This window comes from Paracoccus maritimus (assembly GCF_025195095.1).
Taxonomy (GTDB): domain Bacteria; phylum Pseudomonadota; class Alphaproteobacteria; order Rhodobacterales; family Rhodobacteraceae; genus Paracoccus; species Paracoccus maritimus.
On record NZ_JANAVZ010000005.1, the window covers coordinates 128,561 to 142,635 of the forward strand.

A 14,075-nucleotide genomic window follows, 5' to 3' on the forward strand; every position below is an offset into this window, starting at 1 on the left:
TCCGCGATACCGCATGCATATCTCTGTTATCATGTTGCACCCGTATTCAGACCTGCCATCGAATGCCTTCTGGCGCCGTGCAGTGGCCGAAACCTCGGCCAGCGCCCCCGAGGCCATCAGCCGGCCCAAGTTCCCGCTGACCCGCAAGGACCGGATTGCGACCGCGGGCAGTTGTTTCGCGCAGCATATGGGCAGGGCGCTGCGCGCAGCCGGGCTGAAGGTGCTGGATGCCGAACCGTCGCCGCGCGGCATCGGTCAGGCGGTGCTTCAGCAGCATGGCTTCGGTCTGTATTCCGGGCGGTATGGCAACATCTACACGGCGCGACAGCTGATTCAGCTGCTGCAAGAGGTCGCAGATGGCCGACCCGATCCCGCGCAGATCTGGCGGCGCGGCGACCGATTTCATGACGCCCTGAGACCGGGGCTTGATCCCGAAGGGCTGGACAGCCCGGAAGAGGTGCTTGCAATCCGTCGCCAACACCTGTCGCGGCTGGCGCCGATGCTGGCTGGGGCCGATGTGTTCATCTTCACCCTTGGCTTGACCGAGGCGTGGCGTTGCCGGGAAACCGGACGTGTCTATCCGACGTGCCCGGGTGTCATCGCTGGCAGTTTCGACGCCGCTCGGCATGAGTTCGTGAACTTCACATATCCCGACGTCGTCGAGGATCTTCAGAAGTTGCGCGACGGGCTGCATGCGTTCAAGCCGGGGATGAAGCTGCTGCTGACCGTGTCGCCGGTGCCGCTGACCGCGACCGCATCGGGCAATCACGTGCTGCCCGCGACGCAATACTCCAAGGCCACGCTGCGCGCGGCGGCGGGCGATTTCGCCGCGCTGCATGATGACGTAGACTATTTTCCGTCCTACGAGATCGTCATCAATCCCGCCGCGCGCGGTCGGTTCTTCTCGGATGGCCTGCGCCAGGTCTCGCCCGAAGGCGTTGCCGCCGTGATGCAGACATTTCTGGCGACGCACGGACTGTCCGAGAACATGCCGCCTCTGTCGGCCGACCCGGATATGGACGATCCGATCTGTGAAGAGGCGATGCTGGAGGCGTATTCCCCATGATCGGCGACCTGCCTCGTGTCCTTTTCGTCGGCAACTCGCACAGCGGTTCCCTGCGGCTTGCCTACGCGGCCGAGGCCGATCGCTGGCCGGGCTGGGACGTATACTTTCTTGGGGTCTTGTCGGATCGTCTGGGCGAACTGGACCTGCGGGATGACAGGCTGGTGCCGATGACCGGGGCGGCGTCCCGTCAGATGCAGTATTATAATCACGTCAATTCGGTCGATGTCGGCGGGTTCGATGCGTTCGTGATCGTCGGCGGAGTGTCCTGGTTTCGCACGGCCGCAATTTGCGCCGAGCACCGCAGTCTGGATTTTCCCAGCGTGGTCGCGGGTGACGAGACGGCGCAGCTTGTCGGCGGGCGCGTGCTGGGCGCAATGCTGCGCGGGCGCATCGCCGGATCGGCGGTCGGGCAATTGCTGCCAAGGATCGAGCGGCTGCAAAAGCCTGTCGTTGTCGTGCCTGAGCCCGCGCTGTCCGAAGATGGCCGGGCGGACGACGCCCGCTATGGCGCCTATCACGCCCTTGTGCAGCGTGGGGACGCCACGCACTGGCTGGATATGTATCGCGCTGCGCGCATGCAGGTGCTGGGCGACAGCGCAACGATCCTTGACTGGCCCGAGGCTGCGTTGGTTGACGGTCCCTATACCGCGTCATCCTTGATGCGCGGCTCAAGAAGGCTTGGCCGGATCGACGCAGCCGCAATAGTGGCAGGCACCTCCGCCGCGAGGGCGCAGCGGGAAGTTGCGGAAGATGGCGAGGGCCCGACCCACCCAGATGATGACTATGAACACGCCAATGCGACCTACGGCGCAATGGTCATGGATCAGGTCATGTCGGTGCTTTCGACGCGCTGATTACAGCGCGTTGCGTGGCATCGGCAGGTCGCCGTTATCGTAGGGCGCCCAATCGCGGATCTGCGGGTAGAACTTCTGCCGCCAAGCCCGAACGCGCGGGTTCATCCGCTTTCGCCACCATGGCGGCACCATCGCCACGAAGGTCATGGCCGGATATCCAAGCGGCAGCTGTGGCGCGTCGTCGTCGCCATAGGTCTGCAGCAGCGGAAAGCGCCGGTCCGGCTTGTAATGGTGGTCGGAATGTCTTTGCAGGTTGATCAGCAACCAGTTCGACGCCGTGTGACTGGCGTTCCAGCTGTGGCGCGGCCTGATATGTTCATATCGTCCTTCGCCAAGATGTTCTCGGGTCAGGCCGTAATGTTCGACATAGTTGGTCAGCTCTAGCTGCCAGACTGCGATGAAGGCCTGAAAGACGAACAATGCGACACCAATCCACCCACCAAGGATCAGCGCCAGCACGATCATCGCCAGTTGCAGCGCGCCGTATCGCCAGAAAGGGTTGCGCGGGTCCAGCGGCCCGCGACCGGCCCGCGCCAGCCGTCGTTTCTCGGCCCGCCATGCGCTGGCCGGGCTTTCGCGCAGCACGCGCGCGAAAAAGCGATAGAATCCCTCGCCGTATCGCGCCGATACCGCGTCGCGCGGCGTGGCGACCCATGAATGGTGGACCAGCAGGTGTTCGGTGCGGAAATGCGAATACAGCACGCTGGCCAGCAGCAGATCGCCCATCCAGCGTTCCAGCGGCGATTTCTGGTGCAGCAGTTCATGGGCATAGACGATGCCGATCGTGCCGGACAAGACGCCGATGCCGAAGAAAAGCCCCAACTTTTCCAGCCCCGACAAGTGACCGCCATGCTGCGCATACCAGATCGACCCGAAGATCGCCGCGAGTTGCAGCGGGAACCAGATGATGGTGACCGCGCGATGCCAGAACAGCCGGTCGGCGGACGTGTCCGGGTCGGGGTTATCCGTGTTCAGGCCCAGCACGCCGTCGATCGCGGTGGTCAGATACCAGGCATAGCCCGGCAGAAGCAGCCACCACAGCCCACCCTTGATGGCCGCAAGGGCGACCAGGGGCAGCATGACCACCGACATCCAGAACGGTGCGGCGGCGGGCAGGCCGGTGGGGGAAGAGTCGCTCATGCGCGCAGTCTAGGCCGCGATTTCGGATCGTGCCATATCCCATACCTTTCGCATCAGGCCCGGCAGCGCATTTCGGTCGAATTGCCGCAGCGGGACCAGACGCCCGCGGTCTGCAGGACCGTCCAGATCGCCCAGCATCACGGTCAGCGTCAGGTTGAAATGCGTGAACACGTGCCGCACTTCGCCGATATCGCTCCATGCGGCGCGGCCCGGTGGTGGCAGATCACGTCCGTCCCAACCGGTCGAGGGGAACGCCAGTGTGCCTCCCAGAAGTCCCTTGGGCGGGCGTTCCTCCAGCAGCAGCGCATCGCCGCTGAGGGCGACCCAGGCGATGCCCGTCCGGGTGGGCTTGGCGGCCTTCGCGGCCTTGCGGGGCAGTTCGGCGGCGATGCCCTGTGCCCGCGCGTCGCAATCGTCGATCAGCGGGCATATCCCGCATGCCGGGCTGCGCGGGGTGCAGATCGTCGCGCCCAGATCCATCATGGCCTGCGCAAAGTCGCCCGGTCGTGACTGCGGGGTCAGTCCAGCAGCCAGTGCAGTCAGTTCCGGTTTCGCGGCGGGCAACGGGGTCGGCACGGCGAACAGGCGTGACACGACGCGTTCGACATTGCCATCGACCACCGTTTCGGGGGCATCATAGGCGATCGCCGCGATCGCAGCCGAAGTGTAGGGTCCGATACCCGGCAAGGCGCGCAGGCCGTCGCGGCTGGTCGGAAAGCCGCCCATCTGGCTGACCGCGCGGGCGCAGGCCAGCAGGTTACGGGCACGCGCATAATAGCCAAGCCCCGCCCATTCCGCCATCACCTGCGCATCGTCGGCCGCGGCCAGATCTTCCACCGTGGGCCACAGAGAGATGAATCGGATGAAATAGTTTTTCACGGCGGCGACGGTGGTCTGCTGCAACATCACCTCGGACAGCCACACGCGATAGGGATCGGCGCGTCCGCCCCGCGGCGGAATACGCCATGGCAGCACGCGGGCATGGCGGTCGTACCAGACCAGAAGCCGGGGGGCGATCACCTTGTCGTCACGCAATTTTCAGACCCTTCGCTGCGCAGCGCGCTTTCATCCCTGTGCCCTGCTGATTAAGGATGTGGGGGTGATAACCGATCAGGCGAAGATGGCACAGAGGCCCGCAAAGACGAACATGCCGCAGCGGCGCCGCAGGCGCGGCTTCGAGGCGGCGGCGTCGCTGCTGGCGGACCGGGTGCAGAAGGCGGCCGAGGGGCGCGGCTTTGCGGTCAGTCGTCTGCTGACCCATTGGCCCGAGATCGCGGGCGACAGGCTGGCCGCGATGACCCGCCCCGTTCGTATCAGCCACAGCCGGGGCGCGTTTGGCGCCACGTTGACCCTGCTGACGACCGGCCCGGTCGCGCCGATGGTCGAGATGCAATTGCCGCAGCTGCGCGACCGGGTGAATGCCTGTTATGGCTATAACGCCATCCAGAAGATCGTGCTGACGCAAACCTCTGCCAGCGGCTTCGCGGAAGGTCAGGCGCAGTTCGCGCCAGCGCCGCGCCGCGAGGTTCCGCCCGATTCCAAGGCGACGGCCCGCGCGAATGACGTGGCCGCGCAGTTCGACGATCCGACGCTGGCCGAGGCGATGGCCCGGCTGGCGTTGAACCTCTCATCCCGAAAGAACCGAAAGGATAATTCATGTTGATCCGCTCTGTCGCCACCGCGCTTGCCGTGGCGCTGGCCGTGCCCGCGCTGGCGCAGGATGCGCCCGCCGACGAGACCGCGACCGAGGCCGCCGATGTCCAGACGCTGCCCGACATCGCCCTTGGTGCCGATGATGCGCCTTTGACGGTCATCGAGTACGCAAGCTTTACCTGCGGACACTGCGCGAATTTCCATGATCAAAGCTGGCCAAAGCTGAAGTCGGAGTATGTCGATACCGGCAAGGTCAAGTTCATCCAGCGTGACGTGTATTTCGATCAGGTCGGATTGTGGGCCGGCATCCTTGCCCGCTGCGGCGGCGACGACAAGTATTATGCCGTCTCGGACATGCTGTTTGACGAACAGCAAAAATGGCTGTCGGGCGGCAATGGCGAGGAAATCGCCAACAATCTGCGCAAGATCGGCCTGAAGGCGGGAATGACCGAGGATCAGATGACCGCTTGCTGGGACGATAGCGCCAAGGCCGAGCAGTTGATCGCGACGTTCCAGCAGAATGCCACCGCCGACGAGATCGAGGCGACGCCGACCTTCATCATCGGTGGCGAGAAGGTGATGAACCAGCCTTGGGACGATTTGAAGGCGACCATCGATTCGAAACTGGCGGACGGCAATACGTCCGATCAGGAATAAGCAGCGCCGGTCGGGTGGGCGCGGTGCGCTTGCCCGCCCGGCCTCTTGCAGTCGGATTTCGTTGTCCGGTGCCGACTTGGCCGATTTCCCGGACACATCTTGCCGCCAGCGGGTGACGCTTGGCGTGCGAACAGAAGCGGGCTAGCATATGGCGCAACGCGCAACACGCGCCTTTGCAGAGGGACCGCAAGTTTCATGATCAAGGAATTCCGGGAATTTATTGCCCGCGGCAATGTCATGGACATGGCCGTTGGCATCATCATCGGTGCCGCCTTCACCGCCATCGTCAGTTCGATGGTTGATGATCTGATCAATCCGATCATCGGGCTGTTCACCGGAGGCATCGACTTTTCGAACATGTATCTGGTGATGTCGGGCAACGTGCCGGACGGCGCAAGCCTGCAGGCCGCGCGCGATTCCGGCGCTGCGGTTTTTGCGTATGGGTCATTCCTGATGGCGGTGCTGAATTTTCTGATCGTCGCCTGGGTGGTGTTCCTGTTGGTCAAGGCGGTGAATCGCGCCCGCGACATGGCCATCGCGAAGAAGGAAGAAGAAGCCCCTGCGCCGACCGGCCCATCGCAAGAGGAACTGTTGGCCCAGATTCGCGATTTGCTGGCCGCGCGCGCGGCCTGATCGCCCGACAACTGTCAGGACAAGCAAGAAGCGGCGCGACCCGGATGGGTCGCGCCGCAATCATTTGCGGGGGTGTGGTCGCTTCTAGCTGGCCAGAAGCTGATCGGGGGTCATCGCCTCGATCCCCAGCGCCTCGCCCACGGGCAGCGATGTCAGCTTGCCCTGATGGGTGGAAAGGCCGGCGCGCAGATGCGGGTCGTCCGTGATGGCCTGCCGCCAGCCCTTGCCGGCCAGCGCCAGCATGAAGGGCAGGGTGGCATTGCCAAGCGCCTGCGTCGATGTGCGCGCGACCGCGCCAGGCATGTTCGCCACGCAATAATGCACGACGCCATCGACCTCGTAGATCGGATCCTGATGCGTCGTGGCCTTCGATGTTTCGAAGCAGCCGCCCTGATCAATCGCAACATCGACCAGCACCGACCCCTGCGGCATGGTCGAAAGCTGTTCGCGGGTGACCAGCTTGGGTGCCGCGGCGCCGGGGATCAGGACCGCGCCGATCACCATGTCGGCGGTCTGGATCAGTTCGGCCGTTGCTGCGGCACTGGCATATTGCGTCGTCAGCTTGCCCATGAACACATCGTCAAGATAGCTGAGGCGCGGCACCGAACGGTCCATGACGGTCACGTTCGCGCCCATGCCGACCGCGACGCGCGCCGCCGCCGCACCGACCACGCCACCGCCGATGACCAGCACATTCGCGGGCCGCACGCCCGGAACGCCGCCCATCAGAACGCCGCGACCACCATTGGCTTTCTGCAGCGCCCAAGATCCGACCTGCGGCGCCAGCCGTCCCGCAACCTCGGACATGGGGGCCAGCAGCGGCAGGCCGCCGCGTGCGTCCGTGACCGTCTCGTAGGCGATCGAGGTGACGCCGGAATTCAGAAGATCCTCGGTCTGGGCACGGTCGGGGGCAAGGTGCAGATAGGTGAACAGCAGCTGCCCTTCGCGCAGCATCTTGCGTTCGGGGGCCTGCGGTTCCTTGACCTTGACGATCATTTCGGCCTGGTCGAAGACGCTTTTCGCATCCGGCGCGATCTCGGCGCCGATGGACATGTAATCTTCGTCGGTAAAGCCCGAACCCAGCCCGGCACCGGTTTCGACCAGTACGTTGTGGCCGCGCAGGATCGCCTCGGCGGCCGCCTCGGGTGTCAGGCCGACGCGAAACTCCTGCGGTTTGATTTCCTTTGGGCATCCGATCTTCATCGCGTTTTCCTCCCAGAATTTCTGCGATTCATTATGAAGTGCATTCTGTCACGCATGGCGTGAAAGGTGCTGCGAAGCTGTGCGCGGTTGCCTTCAGTTCTTCGAAGAAAGTTCTGGATTTTGCTAACTGAATCGAAGATTATTCGCAAATGACTAATCTTGACGCAATAGACCGCCGAATTCTGGGGCTACTTCAGAAGAAGGGGCGAATCAGCAACGCCGACCTGGCGCAGCAAGTGCATCTTTCACCATCGGCCTGTCATCGCCGCGTGCAGCGACTGGAAGAAGCCGGGGTCATCTCGGGCTATGTCGCGCTGCTGGATGCGCGGGCCCTGCGCCGCCAGACCACCGTCTTCGTCGAGATCACATTGTCGGGTCAGGCCGATGAATTGCTTGATGGATTCGAACGCGCGGTCAGCGCCATCCCAGATGTGCTGGAATGTCACCTGATGGCGGGAACTGCAGATTACCTGCTGAAGATCGTGGTCGAGGATACCGACGATTTCGCCCGCATCCATCGTCAGCATCTGGCCCGCCTGCCGGGCGTCGCGCAGATGCACTCCAGCTTTGCGTTGCGGACCGTGTTCAGGACTACCGCTATTCCGGTCTGAATCAACGGCGCGGAACCCGATGGTGCGGCAGCAGCGTTGTCACTGCCAGACAGACAGCAGGAGACGTGCGATGTTGAATACACCGTTCAAGGCCCTGGTCGTGGGAACGCAGTTGGCTGCGGCCAGCCTGATGGCGACGACAGCCATGGCCCAGACTTCGGATATCGAAACGCCGCAGGGCAATACCGTCGTGGTCCCCGAGGAGGCTTTGCAAGAGTCCCCTTCCGAGGGGTTCGTGAGTGAAAGCGACTATCCGCGCCTGGAAAACCTTGAGAACTATGACCGGATCGCCGAGACCCTCACCGCACAGGGGTATTCCGATATCTTCATTCAGCGTGAAGGCCCGATCCTGACCATCACGGCGCAACGTGCAGGCGTCCCGACCGAACTGGTCTACAGCACCGCCAATGGCCGTCTGGTGTCGGTCGATGGCGTCGAGACACGCGAAGCACCAGAGGGGTCCTCGGCGGGAGACGCGGCAGGCCTGACCGCGACACCCCAGTCCGGCGACGGCTCTGATTCGAGGGGCGGTGACGATGCTGACGGCGGCAGTGGTGATGGTGCCACTGATGGTGGCAGCGACACAGGCGGCGAAGCTGACGGCATGGGCGGCGATGCGGGTGCCGGAGACGACGGGGCAGACGCCGGCACGGATAGCGGCGACGGCGGAGAGTCCGGCAGCGAATCCGACAGCGGTTCTGATGGCGGCGGCGACGGCGGTTCCGGCGGCGATGGCGGCGGAGACTCGGACGGCGGTTCCGATGGCGGTTCCGATGGTGGTTCCGATGGTGGATCGGACGGTGGGTCGGACGGCGGGTCTGACAGCAATGGCTGATACTTTCCGCTTCCCGGCATGACCAAAAGAAAACCCCCGCGGCATGGTGCCACGGGGGTTTTCAAATGAATTAAAGGATCGCGTCGCCTTACAGCGCGCCTTCGCGCTGTGCCTTTTTACGGGCCAGCTTGCGGGCGCGGCGGACGGCCTCGGCCTTTTCACGGGCTTTCTTGACCGACGGCTTCTCGAAATGCTGCCGAAGCTTCATTTCGCGGAAGACCCCCTCGCGCTGAAGTTTCTTCTTCAGGGCGCGAAGTGCTTGTTCGACGTTGTTGTCGCGAACATTGACCTGCATGTGGTTGTCACCACCTTCCTAGGTTAGAGTTGCAAAGATTGCAGGAGGCGTCCCAATAACAAAGCCGGACGCCTTTGTCCAGAAGAGGCTATGATGACCCAGACCGAACGCGATGCGCTGCTGGATGCCGCGCTGATCCATGTGCCGTTTGACGGCATGAACGATCGCGCCCTGCTGGCGGGGGCGCGTGATCTTGGCATGTCCGACGCGCTTGCGCGGGTGTATTTCCCGCAAGGCGGTGCGGGGCTGGCTGCGGCTTATCATCGTCGTGCGGATGCGGAACTGCGCGACTGGCTGGCGGGCACGCCGCCGCAGGGCAGGTTTCGTGATCGGGTTGCTGCGGCGGTCTGGCATCGGCTGGAACTGTCGGATGTGGAACTGGTGCGCGCCGGTGCCGCGACGCTGACCCTGCCGCAGAATGCCGCCTTGGCCGCGCGTCTGGTCTGGGAAACCGCGGATGTGATCTGGACCGGGCTTGGCGACCGGTCCGATGATGTGAACTGGTATTCCAAGCGTGCGACGCTGTCGGCCGTGATCAGCTCGACCGTGCTGTTCTGGTTGGGCGACGATTCGGACTGTCGCGCCGACAGTCGGGACTTTCTTGATCGCCGGATCGACGGCGTGATGCGCTTTGAAGGCGTCAAGGCGCGTCTTGGCCGCCTGCCGGGCGCCGAGATGCTGGGCCGCGCGGCGTTCGGATGGATCCGTTCGCCAAAGCCGCGTGATCTTCCCGGCAAGACCCATTCCTGACGAAGGAGAGACGATGTTTCCCGATGCGATGAACGCGGTCGAGATTGCCGCCCCCGGCGATGCCGACCAGCTGCAGATGACCCGCCGCCCGGTGCCGGTTCCGCGCCACGACGAAATCCTGATCCGGGTGGCCTATGCCGGCGTGAACCGGCCGGATGTTCTGCAACGTCAGGGGTCATACGCGCCGCCTCCGGATGCTTCGGATCTGCCCGGCCTCGAGGCGTCGGGCGAGATCGTGGGGATGGGCGCGGGCGTGACCCGCTGGAAGAAGGGCGAGACGGTGTGCGCGCTGCTGCCCGGCGGCGGGTATGCCGAATATGTCGCCTGCCACGCAGATCACGCGCTGCGGGTTCCCGCGGGCCTGTCATTGCGCGAAGCGGCGTGCCTGCCCGAAACCGCATTCACCGTCTGGTCGAACGTCGTGACGCGCGGTGGCCTGCGCGGTGGCGAGCGGTTTCTGGTTCATGGCGGTACCTCGGGGATTGGCATGATGGCGATCCAGATCGCGCGGGCGCTGGGGGCGCGGGTTTTTGCCACCGCAGGCAGCGATCGGAAATGCGCGGCGATCGAGTCGCTTGGCGCGACCGCGATCAATTACCGCAACGAGGATTTCACCAAGCGGCTGGCCCCCGAGGGTGGCGCGGACCTGATCCTGGACATGGTCGGCGGCAGCTATATCCCGCGCAACATCAAGGCGCTGGCAAATGATGGCCGTCTGGTGATGATCGCCTTCCTCGAAGGCCCCAAGGTCGAGCTGAATTTCGCCCAGGTCATGGTCAAGCGTCTGACCGTGACCGGGTCGACGCTGCGGCCGCAATCGGACGTGGCCAAGGCCGAGATCGCCGAGGCGCTGCGCAAGCAACTATGGCCGCTGATCGTCGGCGGCGCCGTCAAGGTCAGCATCGATAGCGAGTTCGCGTTGGACGCCGCCGCCGAGGCGCATCGCCGGATGGAAAGCAGCGATCATATCGGCAAGATCGTTCTGAAGGTCGCGGGCGGCTGAGCTGCCAATTCAGACATCGAAAATCAGGAAATGCGATGGGGCGTTGAGCCCCGGATGGCGGCGCGGTAATCAGGCCGGACGCATGGGGAGGGACGACGACAGATGACCGACAAGACACGCCGCGGTGCCCGCATCACGCCCGAAGAGGCGCTGGCCTATCATATGGAGCCGCGGCCGGGAAAATACGACATCGTCGCCTCGACCCCGATGACGACGCAGCGCGACCTGTCACTGGCATACAGTCCCGGCGTGGCCGTGCCGGTGCAGGCGATCGCCGATCAGCCCGAGACGGCATATGACTATACCACCAAGGGCAACATGGTTGCAGTGATCTCGAACGGCACGGCGATCCTTGGGATGGGCAATCTGGGCGCACTGGCCTCGAAGCCGGTGATGGAGGGCAAGGCTGTCCTGTTCAAGCGATTCGCCGATGTGAACGCCATCGACATCGAACTGGACACCGAGGATGCCGACGAATTCGTCAACGCGGTCAGGCTGATGGGGCCGACCTTCGGTGGGATCAACCTGGAAGATATCAAGGCGCCCGAATGCTTCATCATCGAGCAGCGCCTGAAAGAGCTTATGGATATCCCCGTCTTCCATGACGATCAGCATGGCACGGCGGTGATCTGCGCGGCTGGCCTGATCAATGCGCTGGAACTGTCGGGAAAGAAGATCGAGGACGTGAGGATCGTCCTGAACGGCGCCGGTGCCGCCGGGATCGCCTGTCTGGAACTGCTGAAATCCATGGGCGCGCGCCACGACAACTGCATCATGTGCGACACCAAGGGCGTGATCTATCAAGGTCGCACCGAGGGCATGAACCAGTGGAAATCCGCCCATGCCGTCGTGACCGAGGCCCGCAGCCTGGAAGACGCGATGAAGGGCGCCGATGTGTTCCTGGGTGTGTCTGCCAAGGGCGCGGTGACGCAGGACATGGTGCAATCGATGGCCGACAATCCTGTCATCTTCGCCATGGCGAACCCCGATCCGGAAATCACCCCCGAAGATGCCCATGCCGTCCGCCCCGACGCCATCGTGGCCACCGGGCGCAGCGATTACCCGAACCAGGTGAACAACGTCCTTGGCTTTCCCTATCTGTTCCGCGGCGCGCTGGATATCCACGCCCGGGCGATCAATGACGACATGAAGATCGCCTGCGCCCAGGCCCTTGCACGTCTGGCGCGCGAGGATGTGCCAGACGAGGTTGCGGCTGCCTATGGCCGCAAGCTGCAGTTCGGGCGCGATTACATCATTCCGACGCCCTTCGATCCGCGCCTGATCCATGTCGTGCCGCCTGCCGTCGCGCGGGCCGGCATGGATACGGGCGTCGCCCGCCGCCCGATCATCGACATGGATGGGTATGTGCAATCGCTGAAGGCGCGGATGGACCCGACCGCAGCGATCTTGCGCGGCATTCACGTCCGTGCGCGGCAGAAACAGGCCCGGATGATCTTTGCGGAAGGCGACGATCCCCGCGTGCTGCGCGCGGCTGTCGCATGGCAACGGACCGGGATGGGACAGGCGCTTGTCGTCGGACGCGAAAATGACGTTCGCGAAAAGCTGGAGGCGGCGGGGCTTGCCGATGCCGCACGTGAGATCACCGTCGTGAATGCCGCCAATTCCCGGCATCTCGATGCCTATCACGAATTTCTCTATGCTCGCCTTCAGCGCAAGGGGGTTGACCGAGAGGACGCGCACAAGCTTGCCAATCGCGACCGCCATGTCTTTGCGGCGCTGATGCTGGCCCATGGCCATGGCGACGGGTTGGTGACAGGGGCCACGCGCAAGAATGCCCATGTTCTGGCGCAGATCGGGCAGGTTTTCGATCTGCGACCGCAGGACAGGGCGGTGGGCGTCACGGCGGTGCTGCACAAGGGGCGGATCGTCCTGATCGGCGATACGCTGGTTCATGAATGGCCCGAGGCCGAAGATCTGGCGGACATCGCGACCCGCGGTGCCGCGGTCGCCCGCGGCCTTGGGCTGGAGCCGCGCGTTGCCTTCCTGTCCTTCTCGAATTTCGGGTATCCGGTCAGCGAAAGGGCCACGAAGATGGCCGAGGCGCCCAAGGTGCTGGATGCGCGCGGCGTCGATTTCGAATACGAGGGCGAGATGACCGTGGATGTCGCCCTGAACGCCGATTCAGCTGCGCGCTATCCGTTCAGTCGGCTGACCGGCCCGGCGAATGTGCTGGTCGTGCCGGCACGGCATTCGGCGTCGATCTCGGTCAAGCTGATGCAGGAAATGGCGGGCGCGACGGTGATCGGCCCGATCCTGACCGGGGTGCCGCGGCCGATCCAGATCTGTTCGACGACCTCGACGGTCAGCGATATCCTGCATATGGCGGCGATTTCGGCCGGGGGGCTTGGCGCGGTCCGCTAGGTCCGGCCGCATCAGCCCTTGCTGGGCAGCGGCTCTGCCTTGGCGGGCGCGGCGACAGGATCTATTCCGTGCCGCCGTGCGGTTCGCGCAAGCCAGCTTTCGGGCGGCGGCACCCCCTGCCACCAGGTCCACAAGGCGCGCTTGGTGAAGCCGAAGATATGGACCGACGTGGTCCCGTCGCGCTGGATCAGCCTGTCCGGCGCCCCAGGCGTCCAAAGCAGCGGCAGAGAGTCGCGAAACAGCGGATAATAGATGTGCCGTGGGGCGGCGCGCCAGAACTGGCCTGTCTGCTGCAGCGCGTGCGTCAGAAGTCGCGGCCCGGTATCACCCCACGGCAGGTCGGCCGGTCCCAGCCGGTCCTGACCGCGGCGCCGATCAATCCAGCCGGGGTCTGCCCAGGGTGGTTCAAGCTGACGACGCTCGAGAAACCTTGCCATCAGCTGCAGTGCCGGGCAGCCCGGTGGCAGCGCCAGCACTCCGGACAGGACGCCGCCCCTGTCGTCCAGGCCAGCCGCATAGCCGTCATTCAGCGCGAACGGTCGCAGACAATAGGCGTCCAGATCTGCCCAGATCACCTGATGCCGTTGCAGCAGTTCGACCCGGAACAGATCCGACCAGACCGCCATTTCCTTGCGCGTGGGCGGATCGGACAGGAAGTCGGGCGGCGGCATGATGTCGACGGCGTTTGCTGTTCGCACGCCATCGGGAATACCGGCGACAGGATGCGCCAGATACAGCGTGAAGTCGCAGCCTTGTTCCTGATAGGAACGAATCACCATCTGTTCGATGAAGGAAAGCGGCTCGCCCGCCCAGAACGAGGCGACGGGTAGCGGCCAAGCGGTGTCTTTTGGCAAACCGGTCTCCGTTTCATGTTTGCGTAGAAGATGCGCCGCCTGCGGTTGTGGCGCAACCGGCTGGGGCCGCGATCCCTTCGCCGCGATGTGATTGTTTGACAGCAGGCCGGGCATTGACACACAGGGGTGGATCGGCGCA

15 protein-coding genes are annotated in these 14,075 nt (G+C 64.2%); 10 read left to right on the forward strand and 5 right to left on the reverse strand.

All coding sequences use genetic code 11. The features are described from left to right. The first annotated feature begins 13 nt into the window (after nt 1–13). A complete protein-coding gene (locus tag MU516_RS10315; protein WP_260277144.1) occupies nt 14–1,066 on the forward strand; it encodes a GSCFA domain-containing protein in 1,053 nt (350 codons plus the stop codon). Further along, nucleotides 1,063–1,920 (forward strand): hypothetical protein, encoded by an 858-nt coding sequence (locus tag MU516_RS10320; protein WP_260277145.1) that lies wholly within the window; start codon nt 1,063–1,065, stop codon nt 1,918–1,920. Before MU516_RS10315 ends, MU516_RS10320 begins: the two co-directional genes overlap by 4 nt. Here MU516_RS10320 and MU516_RS10325 read toward each other — a convergent pair whose 3' ends face one another. After that, nucleotides 1,921–3,060 carry an alkane 1-monooxygenase gene (locus MU516_RS10325; RefSeq protein WP_260277146.1) on the reverse strand — a complete coding sequence of 380 codons (1,140 nt, stop codon included), beginning with the start codon at nt 3,058–3,060 and terminating at the stop codon, nt 1,921–1,923. Nucleotides 3,061–3,069: 9 nt separating this feature from the next. Beyond that, entirely contained in the window at nt 3,070–4,095 is a 1,026-nt protein-coding gene (locus MU516_RS10330) for an A/G-specific adenine glycosylase (protein ID WP_260277147.1), read from the reverse strand. 85 nt (nt 4,096–4,180) lie between these two features. Between MU516_RS10330 and MU516_RS10335 the strand changes: the two genes are divergently transcribed. From MU516_RS10335 to mscL, 3 genes are all read left to right on the forward strand, one after another. Next, nucleotides 4,181–4,723, forward strand: a complete 543-nt coding sequence (locus tag MU516_RS10335) for a DUF721 domain-containing protein (RefSeq protein ID WP_425606843.1) — start codon at nt 4,181–4,183, stop codon at nt 4,721–4,723. After that, complete coding sequence (locus MU516_RS10340) at nt 4,717–5,370, forward strand: DsbA family protein (RefSeq protein WP_260277149.1); 654 nt, start codon at nt 4,717–4,719, stop codon at nt 5,368–5,370. The genes MU516_RS10335 and MU516_RS10340 overlap by 7 nt, the downstream gene beginning before the upstream one ends. A 195-nt stretch (nt 5,371–5,565) precedes the next feature. Next, on the forward strand, nt 5,566–6,003 hold the full coding sequence (gene mscL, locus MU516_RS10345; RefSeq protein WP_260277150.1) for a large conductance mechanosensitive channel protein MscL: 438 nt from the start codon (nt 5,566–5,568) through the stop codon (nt 6,001–6,003). Nucleotides 6,004–6,087: 84 nt separating this feature from the next. On the opposite strand, the gene ald is transcribed toward mscL, so the two are convergent. Then, nucleotides 6,088–7,206 (reverse strand): alanine dehydrogenase, encoded by a 1,119-nt coding sequence (ald, locus tag MU516_RS10350; protein ID WP_260277151.1) that lies wholly within the window; start codon nt 7,204–7,206, stop codon nt 6,088–6,090. Between the two features lie 149 nt (nt 7,207–7,355). Here ald and MU516_RS10355 point away from each other — a divergent pair, with 149 nt between their 5' ends. Further along, the gene (locus MU516_RS10355) at nt 7,356–7,817 is read left to right on the forward strand and encodes an Lrp/AsnC family transcriptional regulator (RefSeq protein ID WP_260277152.1); all 462 of its coding nucleotides are present in this window, start codon (nt 7,356–7,358) and stop codon (nt 7,815–7,817) included. Between the two features lie 70 nt (nt 7,818–7,887). Beyond that, nucleotides 7,888–8,652 carry a hypothetical protein gene (locus tag MU516_RS10360; protein ID WP_260277153.1) on the forward strand — a complete coding sequence of 255 codons (765 nt, stop codon included), beginning with the start codon at nt 7,888–7,890 and terminating at the stop codon, nt 8,650–8,652. 88 nt (nt 8,653–8,740) lie between these two features. Here the strand turns inward: MU516_RS10360 and rpsU are convergent, their stop codons facing one another. Continuing rightward, complete coding sequence (gene rpsU, locus MU516_RS10365; RefSeq protein ID WP_022705914.1) at nt 8,741–8,947, reverse strand: 30S ribosomal protein S21; 207 nt, start codon at nt 8,945–8,947, stop codon at nt 8,741–8,743. A 93-nt stretch (nt 8,948–9,040) separates the two neighbouring features. Here rpsU and MU516_RS10370 point away from each other — a divergent pair, with 93 nt between their 5' ends. From MU516_RS10370 to MU516_RS10380, 3 genes are all read left to right on the forward strand, one after another. Continuing rightward, nucleotides 9,041–9,697: a COQ9 family protein gene (locus MU516_RS10370; protein WP_260277154.1), complete on the forward strand. Its 657-nt coding sequence runs from the start codon at nt 9,041–9,043 to the stop codon at nt 9,695–9,697. A 13-nt stretch (nt 9,698–9,710) separates the two neighbouring features. Then, a complete protein-coding gene (locus MU516_RS10375) occupies nt 9,711–10,700 on the forward strand; it encodes an NAD(P)H-quinone oxidoreductase (protein WP_260277155.1) in 990 nt (329 codons plus the stop codon). A gap of 102 nt (nt 10,701–10,802) precedes the next feature. Beyond that, complete coding sequence (locus MU516_RS10380; protein WP_260277156.1) at nt 10,803–13,082, forward strand: NADP-dependent malic enzyme; 2,280 nt, start codon at nt 10,803–10,805, stop codon at nt 13,080–13,082. A gap of 11 nt (nt 13,083–13,093) precedes the next feature. Here the strand turns inward: MU516_RS10380 and MU516_RS10385 are convergent, their stop codons facing one another. Beyond that, nucleotides 13,094–13,936: a glycosyltransferase family 32 protein gene (locus MU516_RS10385; RefSeq protein WP_260277157.1), complete on the reverse strand. Its 843-nt coding sequence runs from the start codon at nt 13,934–13,936 to the stop codon at nt 13,094–13,096. Nucleotides 13,937–14,075: the final 139 nt, after the last annotated feature.

Excerpts from the sequence above, each read along its gene's own strand:
- MU516_RS10315 (WP_260277144.1), top strand. The coding sequence starts at position 14 with ATGCATATCTCTGTTATCATGTTGCACCCGTATTCAGACCTGCCATCG.
- MU516_RS10320 (WP_260277145.1), top strand. The coding sequence starts at position 1,063 with ATGATCGGCGACCTGCCTCGTGTCCTTTTCGTCGGCAACTCGCACAGC.
- MU516_RS10325 (WP_260277146.1), bottom strand. The coding sequence starts at position 3,060 with ATGAGCGACTCTTCCCCCACCGGCCTGCCCGCCGCCGCACCGTTCTGG.
- MU516_RS10335 (WP_425606843.1), top strand. The coding sequence starts at position 4,181 with ATGGCACAGAGGCCCGCAAAGACGAACATGCCGCAGCGGCGCCGCAGG.
- MU516_RS10340 (WP_260277149.1), top strand. The coding sequence starts at position 4,717 with ATGTTGATCCGCTCTGTCGCCACCGCGCTTGCCGTGGCGCTGGCCGTG.
- mscL (WP_260277150.1), top strand. The coding sequence starts at position 5,566 with ATGATCAAGGAATTCCGGGAATTTATTGCCCGCGGCAATGTCATGGAC.
- ald (WP_260277151.1), bottom strand. The coding sequence starts at position 7,206 with ATGAAGATCGGATGCCCAAAGGAAATCAAACCGCAGGAGTTTCGCGTC.
- MU516_RS10355 (WP_260277152.1), top strand. The coding sequence starts at position 7,356 with ATGACTAATCTTGACGCAATAGACCGCCGAATTCTGGGGCTACTTCAG.
- MU516_RS10360 (WP_260277153.1), top strand. The coding sequence starts at position 7,888 with ATGTTGAATACACCGTTCAAGGCCCTGGTCGTGGGAACGCAGTTGGCT.
- rpsU (WP_022705914.1), bottom strand. The coding sequence starts at position 8,947 with ATGCAGGTCAATGTTCGCGACAACAACGTCGAACAAGCACTTCGCGCC.
- MU516_RS10370 (WP_260277154.1), top strand. The coding sequence starts at position 9,041 with ATGACCCAGACCGAACGCGATGCGCTGCTGGATGCCGCGCTGATCCAT.
- MU516_RS10375 (WP_260277155.1), top strand. The coding sequence starts at position 9,711 with ATGTTTCCCGATGCGATGAACGCGGTCGAGATTGCCGCCCCCGGCGAT.
- MU516_RS10380 (WP_260277156.1), top strand. The coding sequence starts at position 10,803 with ATGACCGACAAGACACGCCGCGGTGCCCGCATCACGCCCGAAGAGGCG.